The organism is Methanobacterium formicicum DSM 3637, from assembly GCF_000302455.1.
Taxonomy (GTDB): Archaea; Methanobacteriota; Methanobacteria; order Methanobacteriales; family Methanobacteriaceae; genus Methanobacterium; species Methanobacterium formicicum_A.
The window spans coordinates 62,832-88,258 of the sequence record NZ_AMPO01000011.1 but is presented as its reverse complement, the minus strand read 5'-3'; the positions used below and the strand labels follow the sequence as shown (position 1 = coordinate 88,258).

23 protein-coding genes are annotated in these 25,427 nt (G+C 38.5%); 12 read left to right on the top strand and 11 right to left on the bottom strand.

The genetic code is table 11. The features are described 5' to 3' along the window. Positions 1-44: 44 nt before the first annotated feature. On the top strand, positions 45-503 hold the full coding sequence (locus A994_RS11275; RefSeq protein ID WP_004031732.1) for an HIT family protein: 459 nt from the start codon (positions 45-47) through the stop codon (positions 501-503). Between the two features lie 105 nt (positions 504-608). Here A994_RS11275 and A994_RS11270 read toward each other — a convergent pair whose 3' ends face one another. After that, positions 609-1,328: a HEAT repeat domain-containing protein gene (locus tag A994_RS11270; RefSeq protein ID WP_004031731.1), complete on the bottom strand. Its 720-nt coding sequence runs from the start codon at positions 1,326-1,328 to the stop codon at positions 609-611. Positions 1,329-1,515: 187 nt separating this feature from the next. After that, positions 1,516-1,968, bottom strand: a complete 453-nt coding sequence (locus A994_RS11265; RefSeq protein ID WP_237739740.1) for a metal-dependent transcriptional regulator — start codon at positions 1,966-1,968, stop codon at positions 1,516-1,518. 246 nt (positions 1,969-2,214) lie between these two features. Here A994_RS11265 and A994_RS11260 point away from each other — a divergent pair, with 246 nt between their 5' ends. The 8 genes from A994_RS11260 to A994_RS11225 all read left to right on the top strand — a co-directional run bounded on the left by A994_RS11260 (position 2,215) and on the right by A994_RS11225 (position 8,739). After that, positions 2,215-2,685 (top strand): hypothetical protein, encoded by a 471-nt coding sequence (locus tag A994_RS11260; protein ID WP_004031729.1) that lies wholly within the window; start codon positions 2,215-2,217, stop codon positions 2,683-2,685. A 41-nt stretch (positions 2,686-2,726) separates the two neighbouring features. Beyond that, positions 2,727-3,941, top strand: coding sequence for a GMC family oxidoreductase N-terminal domain-containing protein (locus A994_RS11255; RefSeq protein ID WP_004031728.1), 1,215 nt, complete (start codon positions 2,727-2,729; stop codon positions 3,939-3,941). A gap of 573 nt (positions 3,942-4,514) precedes the next feature. Next, a complete protein-coding gene (locus A994_RS11250) occupies positions 4,515-6,173 on the top strand; it encodes an AAA family ATPase (RefSeq protein ID WP_004031727.1) in 1,659 nt (552 codons plus the stop codon). 15 nt (positions 6,174-6,188) lie between these two features. Further along, a complete protein-coding gene (locus A994_RS11245) occupies positions 6,189-6,707 on the top strand; it encodes a hypothetical protein (RefSeq protein ID WP_048204235.1) in 519 nt (172 codons plus the stop codon). A gap of 4 nt (positions 6,708-6,711) precedes the next feature. Then, complete coding sequence (locus A994_RS11240) at positions 6,712-6,918, top strand: DUF2997 domain-containing protein (protein ID WP_004031725.1); 207 nt, start codon at positions 6,712-6,714, stop codon at positions 6,916-6,918. An 11-nt stretch (positions 6,919-6,929) separates the two neighbouring features. Further along, entirely contained in the window at positions 6,930-7,661 is a 732-nt protein-coding gene (locus tag A994_RS11235) for a ComEA family DNA-binding protein (RefSeq protein ID WP_004031724.1), read from the top strand. Next, a complete protein-coding gene (locus A994_RS11230) occupies positions 7,661-8,254 on the top strand; it encodes a 4Fe-4S single cluster domain-containing protein (protein WP_004031723.1) in 594 nt (197 codons plus the stop codon). The genes A994_RS11235 and A994_RS11230 overlap by 1 nt, the downstream gene beginning before the upstream one ends. 89 nt (positions 8,255-8,343) lie before the next feature. After that, the gene (locus A994_RS11225; protein WP_004031722.1) at positions 8,344-8,739 is read left to right on the top strand and encodes a tautomerase family protein; all 396 of its coding nucleotides are present in this window, start codon (positions 8,344-8,346) and stop codon (positions 8,737-8,739) included. Between the two features lie 375 nt (positions 8,740-9,114). Here the strand turns inward: A994_RS11225 and A994_RS11220 are convergent, their stop codons facing one another. The 6 genes from A994_RS11220 to thsA all read right to left on the bottom strand — a co-directional run bounded on the left by A994_RS11220 (position 9,115) and on the right by thsA (position 17,801). Next, positions 9,115-9,693: an acetate uptake transporter gene (locus A994_RS11220; RefSeq protein WP_004031721.1), complete on the bottom strand. Its 579-nt coding sequence runs from the start codon at positions 9,691-9,693 to the stop codon at positions 9,115-9,117. A gap of 175 nt (positions 9,694-9,868) precedes the next feature. Beyond that, positions 9,869-11,773: an acetate--CoA ligase gene (gene acs / locus A994_RS11215; RefSeq protein ID WP_004031720.1), complete on the bottom strand. Its 1,905-nt coding sequence runs from the start codon at positions 11,771-11,773 to the stop codon at positions 9,869-9,871. A 225-nt stretch (positions 11,774-11,998) separates the two neighbouring features. Continuing rightward, positions 11,999-12,691 (bottom strand): hypothetical protein, encoded by a 693-nt coding sequence (locus tag A994_RS11210; RefSeq protein WP_004031719.1) that lies wholly within the window; start codon positions 12,689-12,691, stop codon positions 11,999-12,001. 249 nt (positions 12,692-12,940) lie between these two features. After that, entirely contained in the window at positions 12,941-14,950 is a 2,010-nt protein-coding gene (gene feoB / locus A994_RS11205; RefSeq protein ID WP_004031718.1) for a ferrous iron transport protein B, read from the bottom strand. Further along, complete coding sequence (locus A994_RS11200; protein ID WP_004031717.1) at positions 14,943-15,710, bottom strand: metal-dependent transcriptional regulator; 768 nt, start codon at positions 15,708-15,710, stop codon at positions 14,943-14,945. The genes feoB and A994_RS11200 overlap by 8 nt, the downstream gene beginning before the upstream one ends. A gap of 495 nt (positions 15,711-16,205) precedes the next feature. Beyond that, complete coding sequence (gene thsA, locus A994_RS11195) at positions 16,206-17,801, bottom strand: thermosome subunit alpha (protein ID WP_081580344.1); 1,596 nt, start codon at positions 17,799-17,801, stop codon at positions 16,206-16,208. Between the two features lie 752 nt (positions 17,802-18,553). On the opposite strand from thsA, the gene A994_RS11190 reads away from it, so the two are divergent. Further along, entirely contained in the window at positions 18,554-20,545 is a 1,992-nt protein-coding gene (locus tag A994_RS11190; protein ID WP_004031715.1) for a heavy metal translocating P-type ATPase, read from the top strand. Between the two features lie 119 nt (positions 20,546-20,664). Then, positions 20,665-20,883, top strand: a complete 219-nt coding sequence (locus A994_RS11185) for a DUF2188 domain-containing protein (RefSeq protein ID WP_004031714.1) — start codon at positions 20,665-20,667, stop codon at positions 20,881-20,883. A gap of 137 nt (positions 20,884-21,020) precedes the next feature. Here A994_RS11185 and A994_RS11180 read toward each other — a convergent pair whose 3' ends face one another. From A994_RS11180 to A994_RS11170, 3 genes are all read right to left on the bottom strand, one after another. Continuing rightward, positions 21,021-21,572, bottom strand: a complete 552-nt coding sequence (locus A994_RS11180; protein ID WP_004031713.1) for a putative ATP-dependent zinc protease — start codon at positions 21,570-21,572, stop codon at positions 21,021-21,023. Positions 21,573-21,959: 387 nt separating this feature from the next. Continuing rightward, on the bottom strand, positions 21,960-23,336 hold the full coding sequence (locus A994_RS11175; protein WP_004031712.1) for a cyclic 2,3-diphosphoglycerate synthase: 1,377 nt from the start codon (positions 23,334-23,336) through the stop codon (positions 21,960-21,962). Between the two features lie 30 nt (positions 23,337-23,366). Continuing rightward, positions 23,367-23,693, bottom strand: coding sequence for a UPF0058 family protein (locus A994_RS11170; protein ID WP_004031711.1), 327 nt, complete (start codon positions 23,691-23,693; stop codon positions 23,367-23,369). Between the two features lie 256 nt (positions 23,694-23,949). On the opposite strand from A994_RS11170, the gene hisD reads away from it, so the two are divergent. After that, a complete protein-coding gene (gene hisD, locus A994_RS11165; RefSeq protein WP_004031710.1) occupies positions 23,950-25,227 on the top strand; it encodes a histidinol dehydrogenase in 1,278 nt (425 codons plus the stop codon). The last annotated feature ends 200 nt before the right edge of the window (positions 25,228-25,427 follow it).

Below are 25,427 nucleotides of genomic sequence, written 5' to 3'. Positions count from 1 at the left end.
AATGTATACTGATATTAAGAATGTGTAATTAGTAGGGGATAAAAATGAGTATCGAGTGTCCTTACTGTGAGAAACTGGTTGATTATAACTTTGGAGATCCACTAATGGAGACTGATCACTGGATTGTGTTTCTGGCTCCTAATCAGAGTAATCTGGCTACCTGTGTGGTTGCACTGAAACGGGATCAGAAAACTTTAACCGGCCTATCTAAGGATGAATGGGATGATTTTATTTTGCTCCTGGAGAGTATGGAGAAGGCAGTTAAATCTGCATTTGATGCTACTCTTTTTAACTGGGGCTGCCTTATGAACACTTTTTATCTGGAGGGTAAACCAGAACCACACTTACACTGGCATTTCATTCCCCGCTACAAACATGCAGTGAATTTTGCTGGTTTCACCTTTGATGATCCTCACTTTGGTTATATGCGTCCCAGACCACCGAAAAATATCTCTTCTGATGTTCGTGATAAGATTGCGGATAAAATAAGAGAATTTATTTAATTTACATCCCACTTAATAAACGTACGTCACATTAATTAACGTACATTCCACTAATAAACCTAAATTCCATAAATAAACGTACATCCCCTTTATTAATTAATTTCATTATTTTTCATTTTTCTTCAAACGAGCATTGAGTTCCTGTATTGCTTCTTCTACTTGCAGGCGGACGTACCATTTCTCGTCATCCACTGCGTCCAGGAGTGGTTTTATTGCACGCTCATCACCAATCATACCCAGTGCTCCAGCAGCATGCCTGCGAACACTAACATTATCATCTTTTAAAGCTTCAATAAGAATGGGAACTGCTTTTTCATCACCAATCATACCCAGTGCCTCTTCTGATGCACTGCGGAAACTAAAGTCATCATCGTTAAGCCCATCAATCAAATGATCAACTGCCCTTGAATCGCCCAAATGACCCAGTGCAATGGCAACGTTGTTGCGTATTTTTTCATCTTTAAGTGATTCTAAAAGGGGCAATAATGCTCTTTCATCACCAATTTCCCCCAGAGCATCTGCAGTTTGTAATCGAACATACCATTTTTCATCACGAAGCGTTTTGAGGAGGAAAGGAACAGCATCAGGATTTCCTATTTTACCCAGAGAACTGGCAGCATTCCAACGGACATCAGCATCATCATGATTTAATGCCCCTATTAAAGCTTTAACTACGTTTTCTTCCTTAAATCTTCCCAGTGCCCTGGCAGCTTTAGCACGATTTTTATTATTGCCCTTTTGGAGCGTTCTAATAAGGCCACCCATGTCTCCTTCACTTTCCAGTTTATCCACATCAGGATTGAAACTTCCATTAAAAATACCCATATCTAAAATACCCCCTCTTATGGTAAAGCCCAATTGAAATTTTATGATCCTGAGATTTGGTGATATTGAGTTTTTATTAATTGAAATTTTTGTGATGATTTTTGAAGATATCTGGAAGATTTGAATAAATTAATGGTTATAACTTCCAATTAGGATTTCAACATTTCATTAAGGATATAAATCCTCATTAAAAGTTATTTGTTCCTTTTTCTGCGTATTCCCTGAATTTTTCCATATATTGATGAGCAGGTGGATAACTTTTGTTGAACTCTACAAATTTACGTAATTTGTTAATGGATGATACATCCATCACATGTTCCATGGAACAGGCATCATTTTCTGCTATTTCAGTATCCACACCCATCATTATCAAGAAATCCTTGAGAAGATGGTGACGGCAAACTACCTCCTCAGCAATCTTAATACCATCATCCTTTAACTGGATTGTACCGTAACGTTCATAAGAAACCAGATTCATTTTGGAAAGTTTTTTCACAGCTTCCACAACACTGGGGGGTTTTACATCCAGAGTTTTAGCCACATCTTTAACTCTGATGGTTCCGTGTTCCTGTTCCAGTGAATACATGGCTTCCAGGTAATCTTCCACACTACGGGTTATCTTCATAGGTTTAACACTCATTGTAAGTTAATTCTGTTTTTTTATTCTATTAACTTTATCTTTATACATAATATCAGAAACCTTAAATTTCTCTGGTTCAAATTCCATTGCACATCAAATTAAAATCTTAATGAAAATCCTTATAAACTCTGATATACTTATAAACCTTATTATAGATAGATTAAGTGTTTAAATTGAAGTTATAGATGAGTGAAGTTTAAAGTCTATAATAACTTGAGTTTATATTTATTATAAGAGGAACCTAACATGGCAAAATTTAGTATGGAAATGGCCATTTTGACCAGCATGATAATAGGCCTTATTATGGCCTTTTTTAAGTTTGGAGGCATATTTGCACTGGCTATAGTGGGTTTTGTGGCGGTTTTCCTTACTACAGATGAAGATGCCAGTTATAAGGTTGGAGCACTGGCAGCTGCTTTACTTGGTCTCCTTTATTACGTTTTCTCCCTGTTTACTTCACCAGACATACCCTACCAACTGCCCAATGCAGTGGTAATTGGAGTGGGTTATACACTGGATGGAATATTCACTCTGTTTCTGGGACTTATTGTGAGCTTGTTAATTTATGGTTTAATGGGTGCTATTGGAGGATACTTCGCAGATAAACTCTTTAAATCCCAGGATAAACCTAAAAGTCCCAAAATCAGTGAAAGACCACCAAGAATTATTAAAAGAAAACCAAAACAACCTCCTAGGAGAACCCTTTACAGGAAATAAGAGGTTATATAATAACATATTCTTTTTATAACGTGATCAAAATGAAAAATGTGATTGTGGTTGGATCCGGAGCTGGTGGGGCAACTGTTGCCAGGGAACTTGCCTTAAAGGGAGTATCAGTTACACTGATTGAAATGGGAAAACGGGTTACAACGGATATAGCTTTCCAGTGTTATGATAACCTGGATATTGGAGTGGAACTTCTTAAAACTTCCTGTCTGGGAGGCACTACCCTGGTGACTGCAGGAAACGCGGTTCGAACCTGTCAGGAAGATTTTAAACAAATGGGAATAGACCTTTCCTCTGAATTTAAGGAAACCGAAGATGAATTAAATGTGGGACCACTTCCAGATACTCATTTTGGAGAAGGCACTCTCAAAATCATGGAAGCTGCTTCTTCTCTGGGTTTAGTAATGGAGAAGATGCCCAAATCCATTGACCCTAAAAAATGCATCCCCTGTGGTAAGTGTGCCTTTGGATGTCCACGGGATGCCAAGTGGAGTTCTCTCAAATTTCTGGACGACGCACTAGCACAGGGTGTACAGATTATTGAAAACACCACTGTAACTGGGGTTACAACTACAAATGGACGGGTTAAAGGTGTCAAAACATATAACCCTGAAAATGGACTTAAAAATGAATATAATGCAGATATGGTCATATTGTGTTCTGGTGCCATCCAGACACCGGGATTGCTGAGATCCGCAGGTTTGGTGGCCGGTGAAAAACTCTTTGTAGATACCTTTGTTACAGTAGGCGGGGCACTGCCCGATATTGGATTCTATAAAGAGGTGTCCATGAATAGTCTCCTGAAAAAGGAGGGCTTTATACTGGCACCACATTACTCCAGTTTATTGATACCCCGGATTGGTCAAAACCGCATCCAGGAAAAGGATATACTGGGAATGATGGTTAAGATACCGGATGAATCTTCCGGACGAGTGGATGAAAATTGTGTGTTTAAACAGAGCACAGCCAATGATGTTGGGCTTCTGGCTGAAGGATGTGCTACTGCAGGAGCCATCCTCACAGAAGCTGGTGTTGACCCGGATACGCTGGTTTCCACCCCAGCCCGAGGTGCTCATCCCGGTGGAACAGCTGCAGTGGGAGAGGTAGTGGATAAAGATTTGGAAACAGAAATTGAAGGTCTCTACGTGTGCGATGCCAGTGTTTTTCCCAGGGCACCGGGTGCGCCCCCTGTTCTTACTATTCTGGCACTGGCCAAGAGATTGGCTAAACATATAATAAATCAATGATTGATCACATTCTTTTGCTCAAACAGGTGAGAATAACCAAAGAATCTGTAATTAATATAAAACCAATCCTAATTTAAATCTCCTATTTTAAAATCTGAATATTAAATAACGAGGAAAATAGTGATTAATAGGGTTCAATTTACAGAAAATAACCTAAAATATTCATCCACCACTATCAAGTGAGGTAACCTTCGTTTTACTTTCAGAATATTTATCTAATCTTCACACACTTATAGCAGAAACGTGCACTATAACTGTTCGTAGTTCCACATTTCGGGCAATGTTTTCTTAGATAGATTCTTTATATCTCATAATATCCGCTTAACCTTTATTATTCTCTCCTATACTGCCAGATAAGCTGGAGATTGTTAATGTATCTAAAAGAGATTGTTAATATATCTAAAAAATTAGATGAATTGAAAAAAATCATCTAATGATTACCCTACTTCTCTAGATGTGAATAGTCTAAAGAACAATCTCGTTACATTTAAAAGTATATCTTTACTATATAAAATTGTTTAATTATTAATCATAATGTAATCATAACAATATCTTAATGGCGGGGAGGTAACTATGGCGGATGAGCTTGAATTTAAATCTTTGCTTTCTAACTTATTAAAAGCTAGATTTCCATATATCTACATTCCTACTTGGGAAGAAGATCGTGTTTTATCAGTTATTAATACTATTTCAAAGGATCCCAATCTGATTAAGACTTCCAGAACTGTTTATATATGGAAACTCACAACTGGACTTACCAAAAATGGTAAAAATGTGAGTAGTGATACTAAATCTCCTCTAAAAGCACTTGAATATATAGAAAAAACAGATGAACCCGCAATATTTATATTTTTAGATTTCCACATATACTTGGGCTCTACAGGTATGTGTAATCCCGATCCTCAAATAATACGGAAAATTAGAGATTTATCACAGTTACTTAGAGAGGGTAAAAGTCCTAAAAATGTAATATTTATTTCACCATCAGTTATGTTACCTGATGAGTTACAAAAAGAAGTAAGTATTGTTGATTTTAATTTACCACCCGTTGAAGACATTATGAATCTACTGGAAGATATGATAGTTGTAAATCAACCTGGAAAAATAATAATCGACCTCAGTCCAAATGAAAAAGAGCACATTGCAAAATCAGCTTTAGGATTAACTCTTCAAGAGGCCGAAAACGCATTTGCTCGGGCTATGGTTGAAGGGGGAAACTTCAATATTAAAAAATTAGATGTGATTCTTGAAGAAAAACGTCAGATAATTAAAAAAAGCGAAATTCTCGAATTCATTAATAGTGATCTCCAGATGGGGGATGTTGGGGGTTTACAAAACCTTAAAAGATGGTTAGAAAAAAGAAATAAATCCTGGCTAGACTCAGCCAAACATTATGGGATTACAGCCCCCAATGGTGTTTTAATCACTGGAGTTCCAGGTTGTGGGAAAAGTTTAATAGTAAAAGCCATTAGCGCCATGTGGCAGTTACCCCTTCTTCGTCTGGACATAGGAAAAGTTTTCAGTGGCATAGTTGGAAGCAGCGAAGAAAATATGCGCAAAGCAATAAAAATTGCAGAAGCTACCTCTCCTTCAATATTATGGATTGATGAAATTGAAAAGGGGTTCAGTGGTGGGGGAGGAGATGGTGGAACCTCGAGTCGCGTTTTTGGAACATTTTTGACCTGGATGCAGGAAAAAGAAAAACCAGTTTTTGTTGCTGCAACTGCAAATAACATAAAAATGTTACCTTCTGAATTTCTCCGGAAAGGACGTTTTGATGAGATATTTTTTGTAGATTTACCTACCTACAAAGAAAGGAGTGATATATTCCATATCCACATGAAAAAACGTCTTAATAAAGAAGTTATGGGAGATTTCAAATTAAATGATGATTTTTACTCTTACTTGGCAAAATTAACAGAGGGATACGTTGGGGCAGAAATTGAACAGATTGTGATTTCCGGGCTTTTTGAGGCTTTTTCAGAAGATCGACCTATAAAAATTGAGGATTTTGAGAAATCTATTAAAAATACTGTACCGTTATCTGTAACACAATCAGAACAGATCCGTGCAATTCGTGAATGGGCAAATGTTCGTGCTGTAGCAGCCACATCTGCAGACGATAGCGCTGATTATATTAAAGAAATAGGAGAATCTGAATTAAAACCAGATAAACATGGTATTGATGAAGATATTGGATCTTCACGTGGTGGTCGGGCAATTGACTTGTAATAAAAGGATGATAAAATGAGCGTGACTTTAGTATTGATTCCTATGGCAATTGCTGCTGTAGGAACTATGGGTGTTGGGACTTTGATTAATAATGAACGAAGTATCACTGAAGAGGAAGAAGATAAAATAAAAACCCAACTTTTGCAAGAAAACAATAAAAGCCAGGTACAGGAACTTAATAAATTTAAAACTCTCATGAGAAATTCCCAGATATTACAAGAATCTGTTATTAACCTAGGTTACCAAGTTGAAATTTTAGATACACATAAGATGGAAATTAATACAGATAGTGGTAGTATAATACTGTTTGAAAAAGATGAAAATGATGTTTTTCAGGCATTAGTCCGTGATAAATGTTCCCAAACACAGATAGAATCGTATGTGTCAGAAATTTATGATGAGTACACTACAATAGTTCAACAGAAGACATATCAAAAATTGGTTGAAAAAATAAAAGATCGTAACCTTCACCTTGAATCTGAAGAAGTGACAGAAGACAATTCTATCGTGCTTACACTGGTTGTTGAGGATTGAAAGTATGAAAAAAACAGTTAAAATTGAAATTTTCAGTGACGGTACTATTCAAGCAGAAACTAAGGGAATAAAAGGTAAAAAATGCATGGATTATATGAAAATATTAGAGGAAATACTGGAAGCCGAAACTGTAGATTCTGATCATACCCCAGAATATTTTGAAAAAGAAAATATACAAAACCGAAATATTGAGAAACAGAAAAATCAGTAATGGAGATTGATATGTCAAGAAATTCTTGGGAATTAATTAACTCATGGTGGATTGCATTAACATTTGGCTTTTTTGTATATATAAATTGGATAGCTTTTATTTACATAGGAATAACTGCAAAAAACCGTCGTTGGATTCTCTTTGGTGTAATCTATTTAATTCCAGCCATACTTATCCAGATTTTTGCACCATCTGCACCAGAACAAGGCATGATAGTTGAAACAAATTCATTATTAGGGATTATTTTAACCCTACTATTTGTAATGGGTATTATTTCAATTATTCATGCATTTTATTTACGTAAAGAATATTTACTCCGTTTAAAAACATTGAAAGAAATGAGGGATAATCAGTTCAGGCAACAGATCGTTGAAGAATATGAATCAAACAATGCAAATTTGTCAAAAACCTCCAAAAATTCTCCTAAGAGAGAAGAAAGTGAATTAGACTCTGGATTTGTAAAAGATTTAACATTAAAACATCTTCCAACTCCTATAGACATCAATAATGATCCTGAAGATTCTCTTGCTGAACTTCCAGGTGTTAGTTTGATTTTAGCCAAAAAGGCGGTTCAATTACGCCAATCTGGAATTTATTATGAGTCGGCTGAAGATTTTGGCATGGCTTTAGGTCTTAAACCCCACATAGTGGAAAAAATAAAACCATTTATAATCATAAACCCATTAAATGAAAATCAAACATTGACAGAACCTGAGATTAAGGGTCGTAGGATTGATATTTAATGTTTCTGTATGTATACAAATTTTTGCCATACACCATTGTTGAAGGACCTGGTGAGCGTGCTTGTATTTATGTACAAGGATGTTCTATTGGATGTGAAGGATGTATTACACCACAAAGTTGGCAGAAAAGGATTAATCAAAAGATTAATGTGAAAGATATTGCAGAAACCATTCTGCATGGTCCTGAAATTGAAGGAGTTACATTTTCTGGCGGAGAACCATTTGAACAAGCTAAAGCTTTGGCAAAATTGGGCAATATCTTACAAAAGGAAGGTTTGTCCGTTGTCACTTTTACGGGTCATGTTTTAGAAAATATTAGAGAATCTTCAAATGTTGATTGGCACGATTTGCTATCTGTAACTGACCTGCTGATTGATGGTCCTTACATGAAAGATAAATTTGATCTCAAGCGTCCATGGGTGGGCTCATCTAATCAAAGATACCATTTTTTAACTAAACGTTATCAACATATTCAATCACATATCAATGAAATCCCCAATAAAATTGAAATTAGGCTGGGTAATGATGGTGAGATAGTTGTTAATGGAATGATTAGACAGGACGATATTAAAGATCTGTTGGATGAAATTTAACACTTGTAAAAATATATAATCGTGATGAATGAATAAAATAAGATTTAATATGATTTTATAAACAAATTTACAATTAGAGGTTAAAAAAAATGTGTCCACTAGTTAAAATAGAAATTCGTAAAGGATTTTCCTCAGAATATAAAAAATCAATCTTAGATGGTGTGCACCAGGCACTGGTGGATGCACTTGGTATCCCGGATAGTGACCGTTTTCAAAGGATTTATGAACTGGATGAGGAGGATTTTGAGTGTCCACCTGATCGTACCGACGCTGTGACATTGATCCAGATTACATTGTTCCCAGGACGTTCCTTTGATGCTAAAAAGAAACTATACCATGATATTGTCCACAATCTAGGTGAAAATCCGGGTATTGATGGTAATGATATTATTATCATTCTTCTGGAGCCACCTATGGAAAACTGGGGTGTTCGCGGTGGGCAGCCAGCCAGTGAAGTGGATTTTGGATTTAAAATAGATGTTTAATTTTTTTTATTTTTATTTATATTCTCTAATAATTTAATAAATTAGATTCATTATATTTCTTTTTAAAGTTTTTAATTAAGTTTTAAACGTTTAAAAGCATTTCTGTTATATTAACATAACAAATTAAATCAGGAGTTAATCTAATCATCAGTTTATTATGATTATAAATAAAATTAAAAAAAGAACTTCCCCTCCCAATAAAAAAAGGGGAAGTTTTAGTTTTCTATTTAAATAGCTGGAGGCGGTTAGCTATTTTAAATAAATTTGACTTATTTCTTTGGAATTTGTGGTGGAGCATATGGATGGAACACATTGATACCCATTATGTTGGTTTACACACTTAATAGAGTGATACCCCATTAGTGGGTAATCAATTTATGTAGGTAACACATCCTGCCCATAGGTTTCATTTAAAACCTGTGCCAGTCCAACGTATACTGCAGTGAAACCAGTGAATATACCTTCATAACCTGCAATCAGGGTTATGGTAGCATTACCTGTTATATCTCCCAGTGCCAGTAGGAAGAAGAGTACTGCCAGAGATAGGAAGACCACCTGCAATCCACGGCTAAGTTTGAGTGTGCCAATAAACATCACCAGGGTGAATAATCCCCACATAAATAGATATGATGCCAGTGCCAGTTTATCTGGTGCTGCAGCCAGACCCATTTTGGGAAGGATCAAGAGAAGTACGAAACTCCACCAGAAAAGGCCGTATGAACCGAAAGCTACCATTCCAAATGTGTTACCCTTTTTGTACTCCATGGCACAGGCCATTATCTGGGCAATTCCACCATAAGCGATCCCCATGGCCAGTATCATACTGTTAATTGGGAAAAACCCTGCGTTATGTATGTTTAACAGGACTGTGGTTAAACCAAATCCCAGTAGTCCAAGAGGTGCTGGATTGGCTGTTAAATCCTCTATCAAGACAGATTTTTTGTTTTCTTCCATACTATCACAACATTAATGGGTTAATCTATTTGATTCATCATCTCCCTTTTTTATTTAATTTTAGGTCAATTCTGACTTAGCCCAACTCAATCCATTCTTCCTAGGCCAAATCAATTTTTCCTAAGATATTCTACCAAGAATCTTCAAATTCTATTTCTCCCAGAGATATTCTAGGTTATTCTTCCAGAGTGGAAGTATCACCCAGATCCTCACCCATTTCCTGGGCACGGAGTATCCTGCGCATTATTTTACCACTCCTGGTTTTGGGTAGTTTATCCACCTGTACGATTTCACCCAGGACTGCAACTGGTCCCAGTTCATATCGAACATGCTTTTTTAGTTCTTCAATGAGCTGGGTCTTGAGCTCGTATCCCTCACGGAGGATGATAAATGCCTTGATGACTTCACCCTTAATGGGGTCTGATTTTCCAATAACCGCGGTTTCTGCAACTGCAGGGTGCCCTACGAAGGCGGATTCAACTTCTGCTGAACCTATACGGTGGCCGGCTATCTTGAGAACATCGTCACTACGTCCCTGTATCCAGAAATATCCATCTTCGTCTTTTCGAACCATGTCCCCTGCCCTGTAGATGCATCCTGGTATGTCCTTCCAGTATACATCCAGGAATCTTTCCTTATCATTGTACAGTGTGCGGAACATGGCGGGCCATGGTTTTTTGATAACCAGATATCCTCCTTTGCCCTGAGGTACAGGATGACCTTCTTCATCCACCACATCAGCATCAATTCCAGGGAAGGGGAGTGTGGCTGATCCTGGTTTTAAATTAGAAACTGGTAATGGAGATATGAGGTGCATTCCGGTTTCTGTCTGCCACCAGGTGTCCATTATTGGACAGTTTTCTTTTCCCACGTTTTTGTAGTACCACATCCATGCTTCTGGGTTTATGGGTTCTCCCACTGTTCCCAGGATGCGGAGTGAATCCAGGTTGTAGAGGTTGGTGTAACGGGTACCGAATCTCATGAGGTGCCTGATGGCTGTTGGTGCGGTGTAGAACTTGGTTACTCCGTATTTTTCCACGATCTTCCACCACACTCCTGGGTCTGGGTAGTCTGGTGCTCCTTCGTATACCACGGTGGTGGTTCCCAGGAGTAATGGTCCGTAGATAACATAGCTGTGTCCTGTGATCCATCCAATGTCCCCGGTACACCACCAGAGGTCGTTTTCGTGTATGTCGAATATGTTACGTAGGGTGGTGGCAACACCTACCATGTAACCGGCAGTGGTGTGCAGTACTCCTTTGGGTTTTCCGGTGCTGCCTGATGTGTAGAGTATGAAGAGAGGGTCCTCTGAATCCATCCATTCTGGTTCACAGTAGGCAGGTTCACCATCTACCAGTCTTTCGTAGAAGAGTTCCCTTCCTGATAGTTCTGATATTTCAATGGGTGTTCCGGTGTGGTTAACCACCACTATGGTTTCAATGGTGGGGCATTGCAGTATTGCTTCATCAGCAATGGATTTTAGGTTGATAATCTTTCCTCGGCGGTAGGTTCCATCTGCAGTGAAGAGGACTTTGACCTTGGCATCATTCATACGTTCCACAAAGGCACCAACACTAAGTCCTGAGTAGACCACACTGTGCACTGCTCCTATTTTGTTACAGGCCAGCATGGCAATCAGGAGCTCGGGACACATGGGAAGGTACATTGAGACTGTGTCACCTTTTTTAACTCCTAAATTTTTAAGGGCGTTGGCCAGTTTGTTCACCTGGATGTAGAGCTCGTAGAAGGTGATTTTTTTCTCCTGTCCACGTTCGTTAATGTATAAAATTGCAACCTGATTACGTTTTTCAGTTTCGATCCATCGGTCCACGGCATTGTAGGCCAGGTTGATCTTCCCCCCTGTGAACCACTGGTAGAATGGTTTGTTATCCTCATCCAGGACTTTGTCCCATTTTTGGAACCATTCGAACTGTTCAGCTTTTTCTGCCCAGTATTTTTCCAGGTCCCTGCCTTTTTCAAGCTCTTCTTCCCAATTTTTCACGTGGGCTCTTTTTTGAATCTCTTCTTTTGGTTCGAAAACCCTTCTCTCATCAAGAAGGACTGATGTATCTTGTACCATTTTTCATCCGCCCTTTTTTGGTTATTAACCCTTCTTTTGCTATTTTATTTTTGACATTTCTATCCATGATTGTAATTACTTAGTTACTTTTACTATTTATATATTGCTATTATTAATCATTATAGATTATGATTAATCATTATAAATTAATTGGAGTAAAAAAAAGAAGGAACTACCCTTTAGTATCTAAGGACAATTCCTATGTTTCAAAAAGATTAAAAAGCTCTATGTATAGTCCAATTCACCTTCATTGTAAAGTGACTGGAGTTCGGTGGCGTGCCCCAGCTCAAAGTTCCGGTAGGGAGTATTCATGTAGGGGAAAACCATACCATAGAACATGCACAGGTATGCTGGAACCATTCCATAAGTTTTTTGCATTACCTGGAAGTAAAGTGGGAATCCACATCCCTGTATTAAAATTGCATTACCCTGACGGGCGTTACCGTGCCAGGCAATAGGAAGAGGACCACTCTGGTTATGTTCTCTAGCAAGGGTGTTTACATGATTCATTGCCTCATCATAGGTGTCGAAGACCAGCCCATCTGACTTATATTTATATCGGCCTTCAGGAGCACCGAATAAAGCTAGTTTAACCGAATCCCAGTAGTTAATGGGATCAGCAGCACCGGTACCCTGGGTGTCAATAAGGGCCAGTTCAATGATAAATACATTTCCATCTTGATAGCTACGGTAGTTGGAACTACCTGCAAAGTGACATATCAGGGCACAGTTGGAATTCCTTTCCTCAGCGTACTTGACTAAAAGCTCTGAATGAGGATGTCCCGGGTAAAAATCGGGATTTGCAACCTTAACAAAGGACATTCTACCCAATGGAGTGAATGGGCCACTGGCAACAGCAACCACAGTATAACCTACAATTACCACCAAAATGACAATTGCAACTAAGGACCATTTCATATTTCTATCACCTAATTACTCTGCTATACTCTTAAAATTTAATTTCATTAACTCAATTATTATTTAGATATTTTTTTTAATTTTGTTTGAAGTTGATCTGATATTTTTGGGATTTAATAATTTTTTAGGACTTAATAGTTGAATTTTTTTGACTTAATAGTTGAAGTAAATTTTAATTTGGTTTGAAGTTTATCTAATGATTTTTGAACTTAATAAAGATAGGGGGTAAAATCTAGTCTTTTTTAAAAATCACATGACAAAAGGCAGTAAATGAGCCACAATTCCACCTACCACAAAGGCTGTGACTAAATTTGCTATACAAATAACAGAAGCAGATTTCACTCCAAATTCCCTGATGAGTATGCTGATGGTGGATAAACAGGGAATGTATAACATTCCAATTAATGCCAGAACAATGAACTGCACCGGAGTCAATGCCAGGGCAAGGTTAGTACCCACGAATGAAACCAGAGTTAACAGCACAAATTCTTTACGTACTATCCCCACTATCAGTAGGATTCCAGCAAATACAGGAAGTCCCAACCAGCCCACGGTTAAAGGTGCCATGAAATTACTTATTGGTCCCAGTATACCCAGAACATAAAATACCTGAATTAAAGCACTTCCAACGATGAAAACAGGAAATACCAGGTATGCCAATGATTTTACACGATTCCAGGTTTGTTTAATAATTGTTGAAGATGAAGGCAGCCTCAGGGAATGCATTTCCATGATGAGTCCTGTACGTTCACCAGGCATTGCCTTAAGGGCCAGTTTTCCCATTACAAATATTATAAATATGTCCAGGACATAAAGGGCTAAAGCCCACCAAATACTTACAAAAACTGCCACCAGGCTTAATATTATAATAGTCCGAGCAGAGCAGGGAGCGAATGTTATGGCAAAAGCTGCCAGTAATCGTTCTCTTTTAGTTTCCAGTATTTTAGTACTGTCAATTGCCGGGACACTGCATCCATAACCCAGTATTAGAGGGATCAGTGCCTTACCATGTAAGCCGATTTTTTGCATGAAACTATCCATCATGAATGCCACACGGGTTAGGAGCCCAGAATTTTCAATGTAAGCTAGCATGATATAAAATGGAATCACAAAGGGCACTATCAAAGTTAATCCAGCAACCAAACCTCCGAACGCCCCGTTCCATAGTACTGCAAATATGGGGCCAGATAAGGTGGGATCTACTGGTTGGAAAAAGCTCATTGCATTGGTGATCAGTTCTGAGAGGAAATTTCCCACAATGAAAGTCCAGATTAAAAGTCCTATTATTACCATGGCTGATGTGAAATAACCGTATACTGGGTGTATGAGAAATTTATCCAGCTTTTCTGATAGGGTAATTTTGTATTCGGTCTGCTTTTGTGCTCCGGCAGCTATCCGGTTTGCCAGTGAATACCTTTCTGAGGCAATGATGGAAAAGGAGGGTTCATCATGTATCTGTTCCAGTTCAAGGGCCAGGTAATTGGCTAATTGAATGGCACGATTTTGTTTAGATTCAACCAGTTTATTTATTTCAGGATCATTTTCCAAAAGTTTAATGGCCACCCAACGGTTGGAATAGTCCAGTTCAACTTTTTCTGATTCCAAAAAGGTTTGAAGCTGTTTTACTGCTTTTTCAACTTCACCACCGTATTCCAAATCCATTTGGGCCTTTTTTTTATTCTGAGCAGTGTTAACTGCACTTTTTATGAGTTTTTGTAAACCTTCACCATGTATGGCTACAGTGGGAACCACTGGAACTCCCAGTGCTTTTTCCAGTTTTTTGGTGTCAATTTCAAATCCTTTTGCACGGGCAATGTCCATCTGGTTAACACAGACCACCATTGGAACTTCCATTTCAATTAGTTGTAATGTAAAAAAAAGGTTTCTCTCCAGTACAGATGCATCCAGAACGTTTATAACCACATCTGGTTTTTCATGGGCAATGTATTCCCTGGAAACTATTTCTTCCATGGAAAAGGTGGAAAATGAGTATATTCCGGGTAAATCAATGATGTGAATATTCTGACCATTGAACTGAAAATTTCCCTCCGCACGGTCCACAGTCTTACCTGGCCAGTTCCCAACTACCTGGTCTGAACCAGTTAAGTAGTTGAAAATAACACTTTTACCAACGTTGGCATTCCCAGCCAGGGCTAGGGTAATGTCACCGGTTTGAGGTGATATTTTATTTGTATCCGGAGGGGATGAAAGGGTTTTTTCATATTCAGATTTTTCAATACATTCAGGAATTTTAACCATATGATAATGCTCCTCCGGAGGTGGATGTGTTGTCCCTGATGATCTCCACGAAAACGTTTTTAGCAATATCTCTTCCCAGTGCCAGATTAGATCCGCGAACCAGTAATTCCACTGGTCCCTTGAAAGGAGCAACTTCCATGACACTTACCTGGGCACCCATGGTTATTCCCATATCCATTAACCTACGGATGATCTTATAATCACCCCTGATGAATGAAACTTTACCCTTTTCATTTTTCTTCATGTTGGTAAGAGAAACCAGGTTTTTATCACGTTTCCCCACCTGGTTGACTTCTTCCTGCTTGCGCCTGCGGCATTCTTCACAGGTTTCAAATTTGAAGTCACAAACTGGTATCAATTCCTCATCATCAGGACATTCATCAGGATTTTTCAGGAGGTGGCATAATGCACGTTCAGCATCATCGGATAGCACGTGTTCCATTTCACAGGCCTGATCATGAACTTTTTCTTTCTTTATTTTAAGCACATCGTGCAGGAATCTCTCCAGAAGTCTGTGCTTTCTGGTGATGTTGGAAGCAATTTTATATCCTTCCTCAGTAAGAGTGACACCCTTATAGGGTGAGTAATCAACGTAACCTTCTTTTTCAAATTTTTTTAACATCTGAGTTACACTAGCCGGGGATATATTGAGCATTTTTGATATATTGGTAGTTTTAACTGGACGTTCCTTTAATGAGAGTTTATATAGAACTTCTAGATATTCCTCTGCATTTTCACTTAAAGTTTTTTCAGAAGACATTTAAGGTCACCTAAATTTTATTGGAATTTTATAGTATATAAAAGTTAGGGAAACCTAAGACCTGTAAAGATCAGTTAAAAAATTGCTGCAACCTAAAACGAGTGGAATTTATGAGATATTTTTTTAAAAAACCTCGTTTAATTCTACTTTTCAAGAAAATGTCAAAAGTAAAGTAGAAATCCATGGAAATTAGGATTTAAAATGCTATTAATATTTAAATATTATATTGAAGCATTGAAATAAGATATTTCGATTTTAAAGAGCTATTAAAATTAAATAAGACACTGCAAATTAAAATATTTAAATAAATAAAACATTAGGCATTAAATAGACTATTTAGAATTAAATAAGGTAATGTAAATTAAAAAGAAAGGTATTGAAAATTAAAATGAGATATTTAGAATTAAATAAGGTATTGAAAGTTAAAATTAGATATTTAGTATTAAATAGGATATTTAGTTTTTTAAAAATGAAAAAAGGGTAAGTCCTGGGGACTTACATCATTGGTGGCATTCCACCAGGCATTCCACCCATACCTTCCATTCCACCCATGTCAGGTTCGCTGCTTCCGGTAGAGGCGATCATGTCGTCAATACGCAGGATCATTTCTGCGGCTTCTGCAGCAGACTGTATGGCCTGTTTTTTAACCCGTTTAGGTTCAATAACCTGAGCGTCTTTCATGTTGGTGACTTCACCTTTGAATACGTCCAGTCCCATGTAGAAGTTTTCTTCGTGGGCTGCTCGCAGGTCCACCAGTGCATCGATCTGGTCGAGTCCTGCATTTTCTGCCAGGGTTTTAGGCACTACTTCTAGGGCTTCAGCAAAGGCTGCTATTGCCAGCTGTTCTCTTCCACTGATGGTGTCAGCGTAATCTTTGAGACCTCGGGCTATGGCTATTTCTGGTGCTCCTCCACCAGCTACTACCTGACCGTCTTCCACTGTGGCAGAAACTACACCTATGGCATCTTCTACTGCTCTTTCCACTTCTTCGGCTACATGTCGGGTACTGCCCCTGAGGATGATGGAAACTGCTTTGGGTTCTTCGCACTCTTCCACGAATATGAGAACTTCGTCGAATATTTTTTTCTCGTAAACGTGTCCTGCGTGTCCCAGGTCATCGGCAGAAAGTTCTTCGATGTTGGTTACAACCTGAGCTCCGGTTGCTTTTCCAATGCGTTCCATGTCGGATTTACGTACTCTTTTAACTGCCAGGATTCCAGCTTTGGCCAGTAAATGCTGGGCCAGGTCGTCGATTCCTTTCTGACAGAAGATGACATCGGCTCCGCTGGCAACAACTTTGTCCACCATGTCCTTTACCATCTGTTCTTCCTGTTCTATGAATGCCTGCATCTGGGCTGGGTCGGTGAGTTTGATCTTGGCATCAGTTTCCAGGTCTTTAACTTCTATTGGGTATTTTAAAAGAGCAATGCTGGCATCAGTTAAGTCCTTAGGCATGGAATTGATTGCTCTGCTTTTGTCAATAACCACTCCGTTGACGATCTGTGAGTCATGGACTGTTGCGCCCTGTATCCTGTGTATGTTAATCTGGTCAGCGTCAACTTCACCATCTTCTTCCACCTGGAGCACTGCATCAACTATCAGTTCTGCCAGTGGCTCCCTTGCTTTTTCGGTTCCTTTACCAGTCATGGCAGTCATAGCTACCATTTGGAGGGTTTCACGGTCACTGGCATCAATAGCTATCTGGTTTAACATTTCCTGTGCTTTTGCTGCTGCTTTACGGTATCCCATTACCAGTGTGGTGGGGTGTATTTCCTGGTCCAGAAGATCTTCTGCTTTTTTGAGTAATTCCCCAGCAATGATGACTGCAGTGGTGGTTCCATCTCCCACTTCATCTTCCTGGGTTTTAGCTACTTCCACCAGCATTTTAGCAGCGGGGTGTTCAATGTCCATTTCTTTGAGGATGGTTACTCCATCGTTGGTTACTACGATGTCTCCCATACCATCCACCAACATCTTGTCCATTCCTTTGGGACCTAGAGTGGTTCTAACGGTTTCAGCTAAAACTTTTCCAGCCATTATGTTCATTCTTTGAGCATCTCGGCCTAAAACTCTAGAAGAGCCCTCAGGCATTATAATAATAGGTTGTCCTTGACCTTGTCCTAATTGTGCCACATTATCATCTCCTTTCTTTTCAATTGGTATTTTATCAGTGGGTTAGAGGTTATATAAATATGTTTGTGTAAAATGTTTGAGTTCAAAATCTGCAATATATTTAAAAAAAACAGATACCCAGAGCAGATAAAGCGGTGTCATTAAGATAAATGAATCACAATGATTGATTTTTTATTTAAAAGTTTTTTAAACATCTACATTGACAATTATTAATCCCCTATGTAAATTCCTGTTTCCTATTTTTAATCAAGCCAATTTCATCAAACCCAGCCACATAGAATAATTACAGAGTATTACTAATTTATAATATTATTTCCATTACTAATCTTTAAAAATCCTTTTAAAAAACCCTTGATTACTCTAATCACCATTTTAAAAGTTTTAACAAATTGAATTGATCCCAAAGGTCAAATAAACTTTATTATTAATCAAAAAAGGTTTATATAACCTTTAAATAGGCTAGAAATTATTGTTATAATGTAGATGGATTTAAGGAGAATTATGGTAATACTTAGACCCATACTAAATCATTTCTTCTCTTTTTATAATTTACAAATCCATTTAAAAAAAATCCATTGGAATGTTAAAAAAAATCTAGAATAAAATCATTATCATCGGTTGGCGGGTGAATGAAGTTTAATCAGGAAACTGGGAGTTATAAAAAATAATCGAAATATAATGCGGTAATACTAGGTGTAAAAGGTGCTGTAATGAGTGATATAAATATTGGAGAGAATATTGGACTGATTAAAGAGAATATTAGCCTAAAAATTAAAGAGAATATAAGCTTACAGAAATTTAAAGAAGATAATGAGTATCGCTCCATAATTTTAACTATTATTTCAGGAGTATTCCTGTTAATCAGCTGGTCAGGGATCCCTAAAGATATATTGCCCTTTGATGTGGCACTGGTAAGTGTGGTGATCAGTGGAACACCCATACTCATTGAAGCAGGAAAGGGTTTGATCACTAGTTTTGATTTAAAAGCAAATGTTCTGGTTAGTATTGCCCTTATTGCATCTGTTGCAATAGGTGAATATTTTGCAGCTGGAGAAATTGCAGTTATCATGATGATCGGTGAGATCTTAGAGGATCGAACCGTTAGGAAAGCTCATGAAAGTGTTAAAAAACTCATCCAGTTAACACCCCAGGTGGCCCGGATAAAGACATCCCAGGGGGAAAAGGAAGTAAGGGTGAGTGAACTGGAAATCTGTGATATTCTTCTGGTAAAGCCTGGAGAATCCATTCCTGTTGATGGAGTTGTTACCAGTGGACGCACCTCCATAGATCAATCAATTTTAACCGGAGAATCCATGCCTGTTAATAAAAAAGTAGGTGATGAAGTCTTCATAGGTACTTTAAACCAGTTAGGGGCAATTGAAGTAAAAGCTACCAGGGTTGGTGAAGACACATCCCTGGCTGAACTTATAAGACTGGTTAAAGAATCCGAAAGTAGGAAAGCACCCGTAGTTAGGTTAACTGACCGGGTTGCCACCATCATTGTTCCCATTGCTGTAGCAGCCTCCCTGATAACATACATCATAACCCAGGATATCATACGTCTGGTTACCATTCTGGTTGTGTTCTGTCCCTGTGCCCTGGTACTGGCCACCCCCACCGCAATCATGGCCGGAATTGGTAATGCATCACGCAAGGGAATTCTTATAAAAAGTGGGGAAGCCCTAGAAAATGTGGGAAGGGTCAAAACAATTGCATTTGATAAAACCGGCACCATAACATATGGTAAACCAGAAGTAATTGATGTTATATCATTTGAAGAAAAGTACACTCCTGGAAAAATTCTACAAATAGCAGCCATTGCTGAGAAGTTCTCAGAGCATCCCATTGGCCAGGCTGTCCTTAACAGGGCTAAAGAAGAATCACTGAAGATCAGTGACCCCCATGAATTTAAAGTTGAAATTGGTCATGGTGTCAGGGCACTGATTGGTAATGAAAGGGTTCTGGTTGGTAATCAAAAACTAATAGATGACAATAAAATTGGAGTAAAACAACAACAGGAAGAGATTATCACTGCCCATGAAGATCAGGGAAAAACAGTTTTGATGGTTGCCATAGGAGACTCAATTTCAGGGATTATAACTGTGGCCGATACTATAAAAGAAAAATCCAAAGAAACTGTGCAAGAACTTAAAGGAATGGGTATAAATGAGGTCTTGCTCTTAACCGGTGACAACGAGGTAACTGCTGCTTCCATTGCCAGGGAAATTGGTGCCGATAATGTATATTCCCAGCAGCTTCCTGGTGACAAGGTCCAAGTAATTGAAGAGCGGATAGCAAATGGTGAAAGGGTGTGTATGATTGGGGATGGTATAAATGATGCTCCTGCCCTGGCCAGGTCCAGTGTGGGTGTGGCTATGGGTGCACTGGGATCAGATGTGGCCATTGAAAGCGCGGATGTGGCACTGATGTCCGATGATCTATCTAAAGTCCCGGAACTCATTGATCTTTCCAGAAAAGTCAGGGGCACCATCAATGTAAATATTGTGGTTCCCATCATGATAAACTTCATGGCCATATTGCTGGCTGGTTTTGGTATTATTGGACCAGTAGCGGGTGCTTTGATTCATAATATGGGATCAGTACTGGTGGTGGCCAATTCATCCCGGCTGATCAGTTACCGCCAGAATCGGAAAAACCGAAAATCAAGGGTTAACATTAAAAATGTGGAATCAACTTCATAAACATAGTTCATTGTTGGATATTACAAGTTTTTAACAATCTATTTAAAGGTTATAATACATATCTAAGGTAAAGTAAGATTCCATTAACGTATTAAGGTAATATTTAAGAGGTGAAAAAAATGGCTGCAAATATTCATGTTATAACCGGTAAAAAAGGAGGTTGGGATGTTAAAAGAGACGGGGCTGTAAAGGCTTCTGGACACTTTGACACCAAAGAAGAAGCAATCGAATTTGCCGAGAAGGAAGGTCAAAGATACAATGTTGAAGTATTTATCCACACTGAAGATGGAAAAATAGAAAAAAAGGAAAGCTTCGGTAAAAACTTCTATCCAGGCTAAATGCAAGTATTTTTATTAGATTTTATTAGGTTATTTTTATTTTATTTTTCATAAAATCTGAATTTTCATCTTCTTATTTTATTATTAAAACCCTTTCCTAAAACCCTTTCCTCATTATCAAATGAATTAACTTTACCCTAATTTTCAACCTTGTATTGGAACTCCCATATGAATTTTCCAGTATGTTCACATCCTGCCAGGTGCTCTATTTCATGGGAAACTCCATAAGCTGCAGATCCCTCAAAGTTCAGGGGTCCTTTAATCCTTTCAAGACTTATCTCCATGATTTTAGGGTTAAGTTCTGCCTTGATAATATCTTCTGCATCTAGTTTAACCCGGAATGGTCTTTCAACCAGTTCACGTTCATTTTTACTACCACACTTTTCCAGACGCAGCACTTTACCCTCTGTGGAGATTAAAATGGGATTCACAAAGAGAGTAACCCGTTCTAAGGTATAACCTTCCCCTTCATCTTCATTGTAACGGGTTATTTTCTCCTTTACTGCCATGGCTTCCAGATCCCGGGTTTTGAAACTCCAGTCCCCGCCGAATTTGAGGGAGAATAACACTGGTATGAATGCATCCGGTTTAATCTGGAGGTCATTTATAGCCTTATTCTCAGCGAAGTTGAAAGAAAGCTGTTTTTTGAGTTTATCAAAACTTAATTTATCATAATCTTGAGATTCCACAGCATCACCATTCTAATTATTTAAAATATTTAGTACATTATGACTTAAAATATTCACCTAAAACTATGACTTAAAATATTCACTAATATTCACTAAAATATTCACTAAAAAAATTTTTAACTTAAAATCCTTTACTTAAATAATCTAATTAAAGTAGTTTTAACTTAAAATAAACTTAAATATACACTTAAAAATATAGATACAAGTGATACTCTCTTATTACAATCTTTCACTCTTAAATCTCATTTAAAATCAAGATGTACCGTTATTGCATATTCAGATAATCCTGAAATATTGCATATTTTCAGACTAATCCTGAAAAATAAAAAAGAATGATGATTAAAAAAAGCATAATTTTACTGTTTTCAATCACAGGAATAGGTTATTTTATTTATTCTGGTGGTCCTCAATGGCCTTATCCACCACGGTAAGTATGGCTGGATCAAGGTCATCTTCTTCCCTTATAACCAGTGGTATATTGTCACAGTAAACCACTTCCAAACCGGCTTTTAGAGCATCTTTTGTGGCCACATCTACTGCAGCAGCTTTAAGCTCGGTTAGCATAACATCCACTTCATCGATATATTTTTCAATATCTTTCTGGAGTAATGGTCTGTTGGAAAGGTAGGGTGTGGTTCCAACAACAGTACAGCCGTATTCATCTTCCAGATGTTTTATTAACACATCTTTAACAGAATCCGGGGCTGTGGTGGCAAATAAAACTCGTTTACCCTCCACTGAATCCAATGGTTTGGGACGAAACACTGTAGGTATTACCATGGCATCAGGGTTGATATCTTTTATAACCTTTTCAATGCGTTCCACTTTCTGCGGACTGGCCATTGGTTCTTCACACATGGTGATAACCACCAGGTCTGCCATTTTAATTCTGAAAGGTCCGAAGAATCGTTGGATGTTGATCATTGGCTGGTTAGCTCCCACCAGTACAATGTGTCGGTCGGTTTTAATGGGTGGTATGGCTGCTCCACTACCTTCCATTATCACAAATTCTGAATCAACCTCATTGGCCATCTGGGCACCCTTTTTCATGTTGGTTATGAACACCTGGCCCACCATTCCACCACCACAGCGGCGACATCCAATGGTGAGTATGCGGCTCATCAAGGCATCTTCCCAGTGGTCACTGGCAGCGTGAATTCCTTTATCAGACTGTTCCATAAGGTACTGGGGTGTGATTTTGATCTCATCACCCCGAACAATTTCCGGTTCCTCTGGACCACCACGGCCCATTGCTACCACACATGGATTGTATTGTTCTTTGTGTATTAATCGGGCAGCATAGGCAGATACTGCAGTTTTACCTATGCGTTTACCAGTTCCCAGTATCTTGACTGAGGGTTTGGTGAGAACATCGTATTCATCCAGGGGTTGAAAAGAAAAGTCGGGGCCTTCATAGAGGATTCCCTCTTCCAGCACCAGCGATGCGATTTTAAAACGTTTAGAATAATCAACAACAGGTTCATCAGAAAGATCCATGACAACATCTGCCTGGTGTTCTTTTGAAACCTTAACAATAAGATCGTAAGGGATTTTATGATGATCAGATCCGAAATAAACTTTAACTCCCAGTTTTTCTCCGATTGATTCGGGAGTGGCATCTCTCAGTTTTTCTGTGCCGCCAATAAATACCGCAGCCACAACTTCAATGTGTTCAAGGTTATCAAGGGTGTTTAATGCTGATCTTGTAACCGGGAGGTAGTGCTCGCCATCGATCAAGCATACCATCTTCAATAAAGCACTCATCTATTATCACCAGCCAGTGGGGGTTCGTATTTATTGCATCTTTATTTTTTGGGCAGCTAATGTATCCTCATTCTGGAATTTCATGAGTTCTTTCCGCGACCTTTTAACCAGTTCTGAGAGGCCATTGGAAATGTTTGAAGAAGTTCCTCCGTTATTGGCGGCAATGATCTCAGAAATAGAATTGGACAATACAAAAATAGCATATTTATGTTCTGCTTTGGTGCGGTGTATGTGATGGGGGCTAATGTTAAGGCATAAATAATCCTTACACTCATCCTTCACCTCATACTCATGGTCCAGATGCTTCAAAACGTATACCAAAAATTGATGCAACTGTATAAGCTCATCTTTGTACATATTTACCAGACACCTACAATTTGAGTTATTAAGATTCGATCAATATGCATATATAACTTTTTACCAAAAGCTATACCCAGAAAAAACCATAAGCATAAGGTATATATTAATAAAGTGCTGGGCATAGTGGGTAAATTATAGTTTACCTATGATTACAAATAAAGGTTTTGACTGATCTATTAAACATTACTATTCAATCACAACAACTCCTATTACACGTTTATAATTAATTAATAAAATCGTACCTGGTTAAAAAATGAAAACCGTAAAAATTAACGATGAAAACATAGGCCAACTCCTGGGAAGGTCACAGATAGACTCTGATTCTGTTATGAATATTGTGAATAATATCCTTAGCGATGTTAAGAACAATGGCGATGAATCACTCCGCCAGTATACTGAAAAGTTTGATGGGGTTGATCTAAAGGATTTTCTCATCAAAGAAGAAGAGTTGAAAGAGAGTCTCAGTAAGATTGAAGATGACCTGGTTGGCAGCCTTAAACAGGCCGCATCCAACATTCGTAAATTCCACCAGGCCCAGTTACCCCAGGACTGGTCCATGGAAGTGGATGAAGGTATAACAGCTGGTCAAATTGTCCGCCCCCTGGAGCGGGTGGGATGTTACATACCCGGAGGGAGGGCTGTTTATCCTTCAAGCATTCTTATGACCGTAATTCCAGCCAAAGTTGCAGGAGTAGATGAGATCATCTGCTGCACTCCACCGGGTCCAGATGGAAAGGTGGAGGATATTGTACTGGCAGCTGCATACCTGGCTGGTGCAGATAAAGTTTACAGGGTGGGAGGGGCCCAGGCCATTGCAGCCCTGGCCTATGGAACCCAAACAATACCCGCAGTGGATAAAATTGTGGGGCCCGGTAACGTATTTGTTACTGCGGCTAAAAAGATGGTCTACGGCCAGGTGGATATTGACTTCCCTGCAGGACCCTCAGAGGTGCTGATAATAGCAGATGAAACTGGTAACCCTGATTATATAACACTGGATCTTCTGGCACAGGCCGAGCACGACCCCCAGGCAGCATCGGTACTGGTAACCACATCCCCGGAGCTTGCCCGGTCAGTTGAAACCAAAATCAAGGAAAAACTTCCCCAGATGAAACGGGACCAGATCATCACAGAATCACTCCAAGAAAATGGGAAAATCATTCTGGCCGGTTCCCTTGATGAGGCAGTTAATTTCTCCAATGCATATGCACCAGAACACCTGATGATCATGACCCGTGACCCTGAGGAAGTGGTTAAGTATATTAAGAATGCAGGAAGCATATTCCTTGGAAACTTAACCCCAGTTGCAGCTGGTGATTATGGGTCTGGTACCAACCATGTGTTACCCACATCATTCTGTGCCAGGATGTACTCCGGACTCTCCACCGAGTCATTCCTGAAAAAACCAACAGTACAAAGGTTATCCAGAGAAGGTTTGGAGAATCTTAAGGATGTGGTGATACCCTTAGCAGAATATGAAGGTTTATACGCTCACGCTGAGTCATTTAAAAAGCGTCTTGATGATGAATAAGTGCAGGTCTTTTTATCAAGAAGTGGTGATTAGATTTTAATCCAGTTGATTTATAATTAGGATAGATAATATCAATCTGGATCTCGGAATTATTGGCAGATCATAAGTGCTAAATTAATATATAATATAATACCCCAATGATATTAGAGGAGTAAATAATTAGTTTGAATAAATAATTAATCAATTGAATAAATAATATT